The sequence below is a fragment of the Veillonella sp. ICM51a genome, from assembly GCF_000524355.1.
Lineage (GTDB): Bacteria > Bacillota > Negativicutes > Veillonellales > Veillonellaceae > Veillonella > Veillonella atypica.
The window spans coordinates 32,216-47,320 of sequence record NZ_JAPX01000049.1; the positions used below are offsets into that span (position 1 = coordinate 32,216).

General features: G+C 42.2%; 10 protein-coding genes. All 10 read right to left on the bottom strand.

Annotation, left to right across the window (positions count from 1 at the left end):
* Window position 1 precedes the first annotated feature (1 nt).
* The 10 genes from carB to HMPREF1504_RS09240 all read right to left on the bottom strand — a co-directional run bounded on the left by carB (window position 2) and on the right by HMPREF1504_RS09240 (window position 14,875).
* Window positions 2–3,202, bottom strand: coding sequence for a carbamoyl-phosphate synthase large subunit (gene carB / locus HMPREF1504_RS09195; protein WP_038125206.1), 3,201 nt, complete (start codon window positions 3,200–3,202; stop codon window positions 2–4).
* Between the two features lies 1 nt (window position 3,203).
* Complete coding sequence (gene carA / locus HMPREF1504_RS09200; RefSeq protein ID WP_005377893.1) at window positions 3,204–4,271, bottom strand: glutamine-hydrolyzing carbamoyl-phosphate synthase small subunit; 1,068 nt, start codon at window positions 4,269–4,271, stop codon at window positions 3,204–3,206.
* The gene (locus HMPREF1504_RS09205; RefSeq protein WP_038125207.1) at window positions 4,271–5,557 is read right to left on the bottom strand and encodes a dihydroorotase; all 1,287 of its coding nucleotides are present in this window, start codon (window positions 5,555–5,557) and stop codon (window positions 4,271–4,273) included. Before HMPREF1504_RS09205 ends, carA begins: the two co-directional genes overlap by 1 nt.
* Window positions 5,541–6,491: an aspartate carbamoyltransferase catalytic subunit gene (locus HMPREF1504_RS09210; protein ID WP_005377928.1), complete on the bottom strand. Its 951-nt coding sequence runs from the start codon at window positions 6,489–6,491 to the stop codon at window positions 5,541–5,543. Before HMPREF1504_RS09210 ends, HMPREF1504_RS09205 begins: the two co-directional genes overlap by 17 nt.
* A gap of 289 nt (window positions 6,492–6,780) precedes the next feature.
* Window positions 6,781–9,462, bottom strand: coding sequence for an ATPase (locus HMPREF1504_RS09215; protein ID WP_038125208.1), 2,682 nt, complete (start codon window positions 9,460–9,462; stop codon window positions 6,781–6,783).
* 4 nt (window positions 9,463–9,466) lie between these two features.
* Window positions 9,467–10,414, bottom strand: coding sequence for a DNA-binding protein WhiA (whiA, locus tag HMPREF1504_RS09220; RefSeq protein WP_038125209.1), 948 nt, complete (start codon window positions 10,412–10,414; stop codon window positions 9,467–9,469).
* A 12-nt stretch (window positions 10,415–10,426) separates the two neighbouring features.
* Complete coding sequence (gene yvcK / locus HMPREF1504_RS09225) at window positions 10,427–11,776, bottom strand: uridine diphosphate-N-acetylglucosamine-binding protein YvcK (protein WP_005381793.1); 1,350 nt, start codon at window positions 11,774–11,776, stop codon at window positions 10,427–10,429.
* A gap of 11 nt (window positions 11,777–11,787) precedes the next feature.
* Window positions 11,788–12,699 (bottom strand): RNase adapter RapZ, encoded by a 912-nt coding sequence (gene rapZ, locus HMPREF1504_RS09230; protein WP_038125210.1) that lies wholly within the window; start codon window positions 12,697–12,699, stop codon window positions 11,788–11,790.
* A gap of 11 nt (window positions 12,700–12,710) precedes the next feature.
* Entirely contained in the window at window positions 12,711–13,523 is an 813-nt protein-coding gene (locus HMPREF1504_RS09235; protein WP_038125211.1) for a Cof-type HAD-IIB family hydrolase, read from the bottom strand.
* Between the two features lie 107 nt (window positions 13,524–13,630).
* Window positions 13,631–14,875: a putative porin gene (locus tag HMPREF1504_RS09240; protein WP_038125212.1), complete on the bottom strand. Its 1,245-nt coding sequence runs from the start codon at window positions 14,873–14,875 to the stop codon at window positions 13,631–13,633.
* Between the last annotated feature and the right edge of the window lie 230 nt (window positions 14,876–15,105).

Sequence of the window (15,105 nt, forward strand, 5' to 3'; positions counted from 1 at the left end):
TTTACTCCAATTCAAAATCTTGTAATGCTTCTACATTGTAGTTAGCATCATCTTTACGGTTTGCCACAACGCGCAATACTTCGCGAGCTGTATCAAGACTTGTTAAGCATGGTGTACCCATTTCTACAGCAAGACGACGCAATTGGAAACCTTCACGTTCAGGCCGTTTACCAGCTGTCAATGTATTAAGTACGAGATCCACCTTATCTTGGCGAATGTGGTCAGCACAGTTGTCTTCGCCTTCATGGATTTTATTAACGACCTTGCAATTAACACCATGTTCGATGAAGTATTTGCCTGTACCACCAGTCGCTTCGATGTGATAGCCAAGGTCGATGAAACCTTTTGCAAGTTCACAAGCTTCTGCTTTATCGCGGTCTGCAACAGTCATAAGGATTGTACCATCTTCTGGGATACGCATGTTTGCACCATTAATAGCTTTAAACAATGCTTCAGAATAGGTACGACCAATACCCATAACTTCACCAGTAGATTTCATTTCAGGTCCAAGAGCGATTTCTACAAGACCCATTTTAGAGAAGGAGAATACCGGTGCTTTTACAGCCACATATGGTTTATTAGGTACAAGTCCTAAAGGTAAGCCTAAATCTTTTAAGCTTTCACCAAGGGCAATTCGAGTTGCACATTCTACCATATTAATACCTGTAACCTTAGAAATAAATGGTACAGTACGGCTAGAACGAGGGTTAACTTCAATTACATTAAGTTCGCCATCAGCCACGATGTATTGAATATTAAGAACGCCCTTAACATTAAGGCCAATTGCAATACGGCGTGTATAATCTACGATTTGATCGATAATTTCTTGACTTAAATGTTGTGCTGGATAAACTGCCATGGAGTCACCGGAATGAACACCGGCGCGTTCGATTTGTTCCATGATGCCAGGGATACATACGTCGGTACCGTCGGAAATAGCATCAACCTCTACCTCCATACCAACCATGTAACGGTCGATAAGAACTGGATGTTCTTTGGACGCTACTACGGCTTCCTTCATATATACATCAAGTTCTTTATCATTATATACGATTTCCATAGCACGACCGCCCAATACATAGGAAGGACGAACGATCAATGGGTATTTTAAGTTCTTAGCAGCTGCTTGCGCTTCTTCATCAGATGTAACAAGAGCACCTACTGGACGAGGAATACCAAGTTTTGCCAATAATTCGTCAAAACGTTCACGGTCTTCTGCCATGTCGATACTATCTACGGATGTACCGAGAATTTTTACACCGCGTTTAGCCAATGGGCCCGCCAAGTTAATAGCTGTTTGACCACCAAATTGAGCAATAACGCCAGCTGGTTTTTCTTTATTGATGATCTCCATAACATCGTCCACTGTTAATGGTTCGAAGTACAAGGAATCAGAAATATCGAAGTCTGTAGACACTGTTTCTGGGTTATTATTGATCATAATGGATTGGTAACCCGCTTTGCGAAGTGCCCAAGAGGAATGTACGGAGCAGTAATCAAACTCTACACCTTGACCGATACGAATTGGACCGGAACCAAGTACTACAACGGATTTTTCACCTAGTGGTTTAACTTCGTCTTCTTGTGCATAAGCACTATAGTAGTATGGAGTTTTAGATTCGAATTCTGCAGCACATGTATCTACATATTTATAGGTTGGAAGAATATTCCATTCTTTGCGTTTCGCCTTTACGTCTTCTGCCGTTGTATTCGCATAGCGCGCAATAACAGTATCAGGGAAGGAATAACGTTTAGCTAGACGCAATACATCTTGATTCAAACCATGTTCAGTTAACGTTTTCTCTACATTGACGATATTCTTGATTTTTTCAATGAAGAATGTATCGATTTTAGTAATGTAGTGGATTTTTTCTACACTAATCCCCTTACGAAGTGCTTCAGCCACAACGTAGATACGTTCATCATCTACTAAATGTAAACGTTCAATCAATTGTTCAATGGACTCATGAGCGATTTTCTTAAGCTCAATATGGTCTAAACCGATTTCCAAGGAGCGGATAGCTTTCAATAAAGAACCTTCCAAGGTACGGTCAATAGCCATAACTTCGCCTGTAGCCTTCATTTGAGTGCCCAATGTGCGGTCCGCCAAATTGAATTTTTCAAATGGCCAACGAGGGAATTTAGTTACCACATAGTCAAGTGTTGGTTCGAAGCACGCTTTTGTTTCACCTGTTACAGCATTGGTAATTTGATCCAATGTCATGCCTACTGCAATTTTTGCAGCTACCTTAGCGATTGGATAACCAGTTGCTTTAGATGCCAATGCAGAGGAACGGGATACACGAGGGTTTACTTCGATAACGATATATTCGTTACTATCTGGATTCAAAGCGTATTGTACGTTACAACCACCTTCGATTTTCAAATAGCGAATGATGTCAACAGATGCGGTACGAAGCATTTGGTATTGAATATCGTTCAATGTTTGGCTTGGTGCCACAACAATGGAGTCACCTGTATGTACACCTACAGGGTCGATATTTTCCATGTTACATACGATGATACAGTTGTCTGCACTATCGCGCATGACTTCGTATTCTATTTCTTTCCAACCTGCAACGGAACGTTCCGCCAAGATTTGGTGAATTGGTGAAAGTTTCAAACCACGGCGTGTGATTTCATACATTTCATCTTCGTTATGCGCAATACCGCCACCAGTACCGCCCAATGTATAAGCTGGACGGATGATGATAGGATAGCCGATGCGATTTGCAAAGGCTACGGCTTCTTCAAGGTCATTGAAGATGTCGGATTCAGGAACTGGTTGATTGATTTCCTTCATCGCTTCCTTGAACAATTCGCGATCTTCTGCATGTTTAATAGCTTCTAATGTCGTACCAAGCAACTTAACGCCATACTCTTCGAGTACGCCAGCTTCTGATAATTGAACGGCCATATTTAGACCTACTTGGCCACCCAATGTTGCCAATAAGCCCCAAGGGCGTTCTTTTTTAATAACTTCTGTTACGAACTCAAGGCTAATAGGTTCTACATATACACGGTCTGCAATATCTGTATCTGTCATGATTGTTGCAGGGTTAGAGTTAACCAATACTACCTTATAGCCTTCTTCACGAAGGGAACGGCACGCTTGTGTACCAGCATAGTCGAATTCTGCTGCTTGGCCGATAATAATTGGACCAGAACCAATTACGAGTACTTTTTTTGCTTCTGTGGTCATATTATTTTCCCTTTCTCATCATATCTTCAAATTCATCAAACAAATATAGGTTATCAGTAGGTCCAGGGGACGCTTCTGGATGGTATTGAACGGAGAAGATTGGCAATTCTTTGTGGCGCATACCTTCTACAGTACCATCATTCACACTGCGATGTGTGATTTCAATATAATCAGGCAAAGAAGAATCATCTACGGCAAAGCCATGATTTTGAGATGTAATATATACACGGCCGGTACGAAGATCTTGTACAGGATGGTTAGAACCACGGTGACCAAATTTAAGTTTGAATGTAGTGCCACCGTATGCTTGTGCCAACACTTGGTGCCCCATGCAGATACCAAAGATTGGTTTCTTACCAAACATTTTCTTCACTTCTTCTACTGCATAACCTAGATCTTGAGGATCTCCAGGGCCATTGGACAAGAAAATGCCATCAGGATTAACAGCGAGTACATCTTCTGCTTTAGAATCTGCTGGGAATACAGTTAAACGGCAACCAGCAAGCTCTAAGGATCGAAGAATATTTTCTTTTACACCATAATCCATTACAGCCACATGGAATTCTGCATTTTTATCGCCACGCATGCCTTGCCATTTTGTAGTGACGCGCATAACTTGGTCTGTAGGCAAATCTTGTTTAAATAATTTTTGAATATCTTCCATCGGATAATCAGCACGCACAAGTACGCCTTTCATAACACCATGGTTACGAATAGTACGAGTAATAGCACGCGTATCTACATCATAGAGGCAAGGAATGCCATGCAAACGTAAATATTCGCTGAACAAACCTTCATTTTGCCAATTGGATGGGAAGTCACATAGTTCACCTACGATAAAGCCTTTACAGTATGGTTTAGGACCTTGTGTAATAGCATTTAATGTACCATAGTTACCAACGAGTGGATATGTTAATGTAATAATTTGATCCGCATAGGATGGGTCAGTCAAAATTTCTTGATATCCAGTCATGCCTGTATTAAACACAACCTCGCCCACTGTAGGAGCGCCGCCTAATAAGGAACCTTCAAATACGGAACCATCTTCCAGAACTAATTTGCCTTTCATTATAGGACCACGCCCTCCTTCATAACGATGTTACCGTCTACAACGGTAAGTTTTGCTTTACCAGTAACAATCATGCCATCAAATGGGCTGACTTTACCTTTTGTATAGAATTTATTTCTATCTACTGTCCATTGTTCTGTAGTAGAGAATACTGTAATATCCGCTGGTTTACCAACTTCTAATACACCTGCATCTAGATGCATCAACTCAGCTGGACGTGTACTCATGTAGTACACCACTTGGTCGATGCTAAGTTTATCTGGACCATAGGCATTAGTAATAACGCCAGCCAAGGATGTTTCAAGCCCGCTAAAACCATTTGGAGCGCAGCAGAATTCGTGGTCTTTTTCTTCGAATGCATGTGGTGCATGGTCAGTGATAATAGCATCAATGGTGCCATCTTTTAAACCTTCTAGCAATGCTTGACGATGATCTTCAGAACGAATTGGCGGTGCCATTTTGAAAGCCGGATTATATTCGCGCAAATATTCATCAGTAAAGGATAGATGTTGGCTTGTTATCTCACAAGTTACATTAACCCCTTTAGCCTTTGCACGGCGTACCATATCCACCGTATTTTTACTACTTACGTGAGCGATATGGATATGACCACCTGTCATTTCCGCTAGTAAAATATCGCGAGCTACCGCCAAATCTTCAGCTACAGCTGGACGCCCGATAACGCCCATTTCATAAGATACGAAACCTTCATGCATGTGACCATTTTTAGTCAAGCTAATATCTTCTGCATGGTCGATAACCATTTTATTGAACATGGATGAATATTCCAACGCACGACGCATGAAAGCAGCACTTTCTACATAGTGTCCATCATCAGAATACGCTACAACACCAGCCTCAGCCATATCACCTAATTCAGCAAGTTCTTTACCTTCAAGGTTCTTGGATACAGCACCAATGAATTCTACTTTTACGACACCAGTAAGTTCAGCTTGTTTTTTCAAACCTCGTACAAGAGCTGCATTGTCTACTACTGGTGTTGTATTCGCCATGGTCACGACGCGTGTAAAACCACCTGCAGCTGCCGCTTGTGTACCAGAATGAAAATCTTCTTTTGCCTCTTGGCCTGGTTCACGCAAATGTGTATGAATATCGATGAGGCCCGGTGCTACGATAAGTCCTGTTGCATCATAAACTTCAGCACCATCTGCACTTAAATTTTGACCGATGGCTGCAATTTTACCATCTTTCACGAGAACGTCTGCTACTTCATGTTGTTGTTTTGCCGGATTGACTACCGTACCATTTTTAATAAGCAAGCTCACTACCGTCACCTCCATGAATTGTTAAGTATAACACAGCCATACGAACGGATACACCATTGCGTACTTGTTCTTGAATTACGGATTGATCCCAGTAGGCTACATCTGGGGAAATTTCAAGGCCACGGTTCATTGGGCCTGGATGCATAACCATAACATCATCTTTTGCTAGGCTTAATACATCTTTATTGATACCAAAGATACGCGCATATTCGCGATTTGTTGGATATAGAGCGGAGTGAATGCGTTCTAATTGGATGCGAAGAACATTGACAACGTCTGCGTCTTTTACAGCTTCACGCACATCGTGATGAATGGTAACACCCATTTTTTCAAGTTCAGGATAGAGCATAGTACGAGGACCTGCCAAGTGAACGTCGGCCCCCATTTTAGTAAGACCGTAAACATCGGAGCGAGCTACACGGCTATGCATAATATCGCCTACGATAACGACTTTTTTACCTTCTAATGAACCTTTGCGTTCAATGATGGAGAACATATCGAGCAATGCTTGTGTTGGATGTTCATGGGCACCATCGCCAGCATTGATAATGATAGGATCAACGGCTTTTGTCGCATAGAGAGGAGCCCCTTCTGCACTACTGCGCATTACGATGGCATCCGTCCCCATATAGGACAATGTTAATAATGTATCGCGGAAGCTTTCACCCTTACCCATAGAGGAACCACTTGGTGTAATATTGATTACATCTGCCCCTAAATATTTACCTGCTAGTTCAAAAGAACTACGCGTACGTGTACTAGGTTCCATGAATAGATTGATAATCGCCTTACCTTTCAAATAAGGGATTTTTTTGTCATCAGACAAAACAACCTTCTTCATCTTTTTCGCTACATCTAGAATTAATTTAATTTCTTCTGGTGTAGCATGTTGTAACCCTAACAAATGTTTGCCATGTAAGCTCACTTGTCCCATGATTGCCTCCTAACCGTATAACAAAAAAGACCTCTTGCCCCAGGGCAAAAGGTCGAATAGTTTGCACAAAGAAGCCCTTGAGGGCGCTTCAACTATATGTCCTTTTTTAGCCTCTCTGGACCAATTTAAAAGGGATTTTGTAATGCTACAGTATCTCGTACTGTATATTGCACTTATCTCTATTCATTGTACTGAAATTACCTGTGAAAGTCAATGTAATTCCCATGAAGAAACACAAATCGGATGCCTCAACAGGCATCCGATTTAATATGTAAATCCACCGATTCGTTTACTGTTGTTTTCTTGTCAACTGATCAATAGATACCGCATTTTGTGTAGTATCTTCATCTTGATTGGCAGATGTATTAACATCATCTAACTCGGCAAAGCTACGACGTTTACCACCTTGTGCTGCAATACGCGCTGCTTCACGTTCTTCTGCCAATTTTTGACGTGCAATTTCTGCGTTTCGCTTGGCGATAATTTGTCGTTGTGCAGCTAAGCGGATTTCTTCAGCCCGTTGAGCTGCTTTTTTCTGAGCTTCCCGTTGAATATCAGCACGACGGCGTGCCTCTTTGGCTTGTTCTTGAGCAATTTCGTATTCACGGTACCGTTTTTCTGCCAATTGACGAGCTTCTTCAGCTTTTCTAGCCGCTTCTGCTTGTTCCTTCGCAATACGTTCACGCTCTGCTTTACGTGCCGCTTCTGCAGCGCGGTTTTCTTCGCGGATGCGAGCTTCCTCAGCTTGTCGAGCGGCTTCCGCAATACGTTCTGCTTCCGCAATTCTTGCAACTTCAGCCTTACGAGCCTCTTCGGCACGGCGTGCTTCTTCGGCTTTACGCGCTTCTTCGGCCCGTTTTGCTTCCTCTGCAATACGACGTTCTTCGGCTTTACGCGCTTCTTCTTGAGCTTTTGCAATAGCTGCTAGGCGCTCTTCCTCAGCTTTACGTGCCGCTTCTTGTCGAGCCATTTCGGCCTTGCGCAATGCTTCCTGACGAGCTTCTTCGGCTTTTCTAGCCTCTTCAGTGCGTTTTGCTTCGGCTGCAATTCGATCAGCCTCTGCTTTGGCTTCTGCAGCTTTACGTTTTTCTTCAGCCCGACGAGCCGCCTCTTGACGCGCCGCTTCTGCTTTTCTAGCCGCTTCTTGGCGTTCTGCTTCGTTTTTAGCCGCTTGTTCTGCCGCTTTACGCTCTGCTTCAATACGAGCTGCTTCTGCACGTTGTTCAGCCAAAATGCGTTCTTCTTCAGCCTTACGCTGCGCTTCTAAACGTTGTGCTTCTAATTTTGCTGCATATTCACGAGCTTTTTGCTCGGCTGCTTCTCGAGCAGCTTGCTCACGTTCTGCTTTTTCACGAGCTGCTTGTTCGGCTGCGATGCGTGCTGCCTCTGCTTTTTGAGCATCAGCCTTGGCTTTTTGTTCGGCTGCAATACGAGCCGCTTCAGCCTTAGCCGCATCATCTTTCGCCTTTTGCTCTGCTGCAATGCGTGCTGCTTCCGCTTTTTGGGCATCAGCCTTAGCTTTTTGTTCAGCCAATTGTCGATCAGCTTCCGCCTTAGCACGTGCTCGTTCAGCAGCTGCATCGGCTTTTGCCTTGAGTTTAGCTTGTTCCTCTGCATCTCGTTTATCAAGCTCAGCCTGTCTATCTTGAGCTGCTTTATGAGCAGCAGCTGCCTTTTCAGCCGCTAATTTAGCTGCCTCTGCTAATTGATGAGCTTGTTCTTCTTTTTGAGTCTTCGCTGCTACATATTTTTCTTCAATAGCCACCTTCTTAGCTGCTTCGGCTGCTTCTTTTTGCGCCTCTGCTTCTAATGCACGCTGACCAGCTTCATTAGTGGCCAATACGCGCGCATATTGAGGGTTTGCTAACGCTTCTGGAATCAGTAAAAAACGAACTGGTAAATTCGAAGCACCAGCCGGCATGAAATCGATGGTCAGCGTATCGCCACCGTAATAGTTCCCCATGTATCGAGAATCTAATACAGTATTATGACCTAATGCCATTAAACCATCATCACCACCGATATGATAGGTCATGCTTTCACTAGGAGCCTTCTGCCAACGACGTTGTGCTTTCACAGTAAAAGACCCCGAATAACCGCCGCCTAATGGATTGAAATAGAGGCGGAAAGGATCCTCGCCGCTTGTAGGAATTTTAACGGTATAAGAAATACCATAGTTCCCTGAGTCCTTAACATAGGCCTTATTGTCGAGCTCATCCACGCCCTCTACAAAACGGTCTTCTCTATCATTGCCCAGTTCCACATAGGCGCCACCTAATGTGGTATTATATTCTTTTGTTACTGCCATTTCGCGCTCAGCACCGGTGAAAGTACCACGCAACCGCACATGGTCTATAGGCAAATTATTCACCCAATACGAGGACTCAATAGAGTTTAGATTCATAGGAATCATCATAACCCGTGCAAATACGGGAGCACTCGTTTGCAAATCTACGATACCTGTAAATAGAGCATCTTTAGGTATTGGGGAATGTTCTAAATCGGTAAATACGAGTTGACGACTTTTGGGAGGCATCACAAAGGAATACAATGATTTATCCGTCAATGGTTGCTCTAATTCCTTTCGTGATAAATCACGGCCCGCCGCAAAATAATCAGATGTGGCGATGGATTTTAATTCACGGAACACGGCAATGCCATTTGGTTCATTACCGGTATTCTCCAAGATAATGGCAATCTTATGAGGTTCAGCCATTTCATTTACATGGTAAAAGTAGATACGCCCTTTCCCATTAATGCTACCAGCACTTAAAACGCCGCCTACGGGACCTACATATTCAGGACTATCAGATAATAGCAATGTATCCTTCTGCGCTTGTAATTCCGCTGGTAATGGAGTAAACGAAAAATATCCTATGGAGTTCAAATCAATATCGCTTGCTGCATGACCTGTTAATGCTCCCATAACTGCTAACATCGTCGCTAGCTTATATGTTTTCTTAAATAACATAATATTAAACCTCTTCCAGCCCCATAGGATCATATGTAAGGGCTAATGCTTCTAACTTTTTCAAACGATGTCCAATACCTGATTTAGATAAGGTACCATTCATCATTTCTTCTAATTCTTTTAAACTTGCTTCCGGATTATTCCAGCGCAATCTAGCTACAATTTTCAATTTATCCGGCAATGCATCAATACCTATATGCGCATCCAATATACGGATGGCTTTCACTTGACGTACCGCTGCATCTACGGTTTTTTGTAAATTTGCAGTCTCACAATTTACCTGTCGATTGATCTGATTGCGAACGGTCTTCATGATGCGTACATTTTCAAATTCCATCAATGCCGATTGAGCACCCATGACCTGTAAACAATTTGTTACCGCATCGCCTTCTTTAAGATATACCACATATTCTTCTTTACGCTCTGTCAGACCTGCATGAATGTGAAATAATTTCAATACATATACAATTTCTCGTGCAAAAGCTTCGTTGCCCGTCATAAACTCAAGATGGTAATCACTTTGTGGTTTATTAACGGATCCGCCCCCTAAAAAAGCGCCGCGCAAGAAGGCGCGTCGCGCCTCCATTGAGTGTAACCACTTCCGTGGCAACTGTTCGGTAACAGGCCACAATGCCAAATCTTCTAAGGCTTGACGCCCCTCTTGTGATGGATCCACCGTTAATGTATACATATTCTTTTTCCGCAAATTTAAACCTTGGCGCACCATAACATGGGTCGGCAATTCGTATTGTTTTTTAAGTATACCTAGCAAACGTCTAGCCACCGCATTATTAGCAGTGGCTAGTCGTATACCGATAGCTCCCTTCATACCGAGCAATAAGGAACCACCCATGCGCAATAAGCAGGATGCTTCAATCTTCATGGCTACATCGGTATCCGTTTCAGGCTCATAGGCACATAATTCATTTTTTACATCTTCTGCAAAAGACATAGGTTTTCCTTTCTAATGATCAGCACGGCGTAAATAGTATTCTAATACCCGTGGTTCCATATCTGATTTCATAGCATATATGATATCCATAAGGACCTTACCTAAACGTTCTGGGTCATGAATAGCCGGTTTTTCTTGGCTAATGAGCGTTGCTCTAACCGTGCGAATCCCCATGTCTTGTAAACGTTTAGAATCGATGGCCACAGGCTCTGAACCGACTGCGCTATACTGTTCTACCATTTGAATTGGCAAAGGTCCATCATTGGCGAGAACCGTATCGATGATGCCGCCCCCACTATGGTCGATGATAGCTTGTACGTGGTCAGCCAATGTGTAGCCTGACGTTTCACCAGGTTGTGTCATTACATTGGCAATGTAAATTTTATTGGCCTTACTAGCGCGCACATGGTCCGCGATTTTGTCGGTCAATAAATTAGGAATGATACTCGTATAGAGACTACCAGGCCCTAATATGATAACATCTGCTTCATCAATGGCGCGCAATGCAGCGCCTTCTGGTTTTGGATGTTCAGGACTACTAAATACGCGTTTAATCTTCTTTCCTGCGTGTGGAATATTACTTTCACCATCCACAATTGTGCCATCAATGAGTTCAGCGCTAAGTTGAATAAATTCTGTAGACGACGGAATGACACGACCGCGGACACGCAATAATTTACTAGCTGCTTCGAGGGCCTCCTCTATATCGCCATCATAAACCTGTGCCAACGCCGTAATAAAGAGATTTCCAAAGCTATGACCAGAGAGCTCATTGTTCCCTTCAAAACGATAGCGAAAAAGATTTTCCATAACCCCTTCTTGTTCTGCAAGAGCCACAAGACAGTTGCGTAAATCGCCAGGTGCAATCATTTTAAAATCTTCTCGCAAGCGACCGGAAGAACCGCCATCATCGGCAACCGTAACGATAGCCGATAAATTAGATGTGTGAGCTTTCAAACCGCGCAATAAATTGGATAAGCCCGTACCACCACCAATAACTACGATTTTAGGTCCTTTATCAAGGCGGATATTTTGAAAGATAATATCCGATACCTTGCTAGATGGATCTGGTAAAACAGCACGGATAATGGTTTTAATAACCTTGCTCGTACCAACTAAAATCAAGACAGCCGCTATACCGATAAGTACTGCGCCCACTAAAATCAATACATTGTAATTATAATATCCCGTTAAGGAATAGGAATAGGCAAGAACAATATCCTCTATATACGATAACCATTGATAGTTAAATAATAGTGAAATGCCTATGATTAATAAGCCTACCCCCAAGCTATAGAGAGCAAGCCAACGTTTTATATTAAGGCCCGGGATTAACCACCGGAACCAACGTTTTCGTAACATATAATCCCCTTTTAATCCCCTAGATCTGCTTGATGTGGATTAAAATCTTCTTCCACATTATTCTTCATCATATCCCGATGTTCCACCGTGACACGATAACCTTTTTCTAATAAATGAGCATACAAAGCCTCTGCCATGGCAACAGAGCGGTGCATACCGCCTGTACAGCCAACGGCTACAATAAATTGAGCTTTCCCTTCCTTCTCATAATTAGGCACAAGGAAATCCATGGTATTAAAATAGTGTGTTTTAAATTCATCCGTTACGTCAAAGGAGTGAATATAGTCGTTAACAACTTGTACGCGCCCCGTTTTATGACGGTATTCTGGAATATAGAACGGATTTGGCAAGAAACGAACGTCCCAAATCATATCTGCATCCAATGGCAAGCCGTATTTAAAGCCAAAGCTAACAACAGTTACCGACATACCGTGTTTATCCGCCACTTGAGTAAAGCGTTTTTTCAAGTATTCCTTTAAGGATGCGGTTTTCATATCTGTTGTATCGATAATATAATCTGCTTTATGGCGCACAGAATCTAGAATTTGACGTTCTTTTCTTAGGCCTGTTGTAATGCGCCCACTTGGTGCGAGTGGATGACTACGTCGAGATTCTTTATAACGGCGAATCAAGGTTTCATCGCTAGCATCCATGAAAACGATTTCATAATCTACCTTCATCTCTTTCAAAGTCTCTAACGAAGTAGATAAAGCCTCAAAGAATTCGCCGCCACGAATATCGACAACGAGGGCTACGCGATTGGTACGGTCCCCACCTTGACGACAAATTTCACTCAGTTTCGGAATTAATACAGGCGGAATATTGTCTACACAGAGATAGCCCATATCTTCTAATGCCTGTAATACCTGTGTTTTTCCAGCACCAGACATGCCAGTTACGATTAATAAACGAAATGCTTCCATACCTTACTCCATTATAATAAATGTTCTTCAATCCAATGAGCTACGCCATCTTCATTATGATGTCCACATACCTCACTGGCTACCGATTTTACATGATCTACAGCATTTTCAACGGCTACTGAGTACCCCGTTTTAGATAGCATAGATATATCATTTTCTGCATTGCCAAAGGAAACAATATGCTCTAAGCCAATTCCATATTGCTGTGCTAACTGCTCTAACGCATCGCCCTTAGATACATGAGGTGCAATGATTTCTAAAAAATCCTTTTGGCTCCGCACTAACGTAGCCGTATCCCCTACAACGGGCCTCAATGTATCAATGATAGAATCTATGTTTTCAACAGTATCTATAGCAATTAATTTATTCGGCTCTTGTGAAAGTTCATACAACGAATCGCCTAAAAATTCAGCTTTAGCCCCCGTTTGACGTTCATATACATCCGATTGCCAATCCTGATGATGACACAATAGATAATCATCTACATAAGATTGAATATGCCATCCATATTGACTAGCTATGTTCCAAATGCGTTGCACCGTATCTAATGGCACAGTCCGCTCAAATAGCTTACGACCTGATTCCAATTCTTGTATAAGACCTCCAGAAAATAAAATCATTGGCACATTACCAAGCTGCAATGACATGCCAACAGGCTTTGCCGTTTGGTACATACGACCTGTCGCAATAGTGATACGAATGCCTTTATCTTGTAATCGATGCAATACATCCTTAGTATACTCTGACACCGTGTTATCACTACGCAACAAGGTTTCATCACAATCGATAGCCACCATCTGAATATGTGAAAAAGAAGGATTCATCAGCAGACCCCCTTATATAATTACTGTATTTATCTATTATACCATTTATAAGGGGTACAAAAAAAGAGACTCCCGAAGGAGTCCCTTTTATATTTGTAACTATCAAATTAGAATTTGTAGTTAAGGTCTGCACGGTAGAAGTCACCTTTGTCAGTACCGTTTTGAGTTTTCCAGTCGAAACCATAGTAAGCGGACAAGCCAACGTTGTTTTGCAATGCATAATCAACAGTCGCTAACCAACCTTTGGAATCAGCACCATATTTTTGGTTCCATGTAGAATCAACGATTGGAGCATTTTCTTTTTGGTTGAAGTATTGAGCTTTAACATCCCAAGTACCTTGTTTAGCTTGTTTGTAGTTGCCATAACCAACGCCTGCAGTCCAAGCTTGAGATTTAGCTACGTTGGAAGCTTTCAACCATTCGCCACCAACCCAAACTTTATCAAAGTTAAGATCTGTGTTGAAGCCGTAAATATTTTTAACGTTTTTACCACCAAGTTGAAGATCTTCACCATTTACATGAGTGTAGAAACCGCCAACATTAGCATGTTTACCAACATTACCGTTCAAATTAACGATAGCAAGTTCTGGATTATCTTTTCTTGCTGTACCTTCAGCTGCACCAGATACTGCATAACCATAAGCTGCTTGGAAGTTAACTTTGTCATTACCTGCATTAAATTGAGCACCATCAAATGTACCATCAAATGCTAAACCGCCACCAACAACTTGGCCAAAACGACCAGCTTTAACAGATACGCGTTCACCGAATTTATGATTTACATAAGCACGGTCTACGGAAACGCCAACATTAGAACCATGGGCAGCATCACCAAATTCAAAATTATCGGAAGCTAAACGAACTACTGCATCAGTGCGGTCGTTTACTTTTGCATTGAATTGGATACGTGCACGAGCATCGAATTTGGAATTTTCATTATTTGTGTCACCTGCTTTATGTGCTTGATCGCGGTAACGAAGACGCATATCGCCAGTTACTTTTACGTTACCAACGCGGTCTTCTAAACGAGCTACACGAACGCCCAAGTTGTTCAATTCGTTGGAGAATTCATCAGCCAAACGGTTGATCATAGCTTGTTGTTCAGCGTTAGCGCGGTCTTGGTTAGCCATAGCTTTAGCTACCATTTGAGCCATTTCGTAACGAGTGATATCATTTTGGCCTTTGAAAGTACCATCTGGATAACCGTTAACGATACCAGCAGCTGCTAATTGAGAAACTGCTTGGTATGCCCAAGAATCAGGAGTTACATCGGAGAATGGGTTAGCTGCGAATGCAGTAGTTACACCCAAAACTGCTGTTGCTGCAAAGATTGCTGCGAATTGTTTTTTCATAGTTGAATTCCTTCTTTCTGAAAAATAAGAATAAAATTGTTTTCACAAGTTGCGATTCACAATTCATTCTAATTTCAAGATTTAGAATTCTCTTGGGAGTGTCCACGTTTCCTCGCCATAATTCTTCATCGAGATTTCAGTATGTTTTGCTTACCGCTTCTTGTTGCCATGATATTAGCACGAAGATTTTTTGATGTAAACCCTTTTTTCTCATTTACATTCTCATTTGA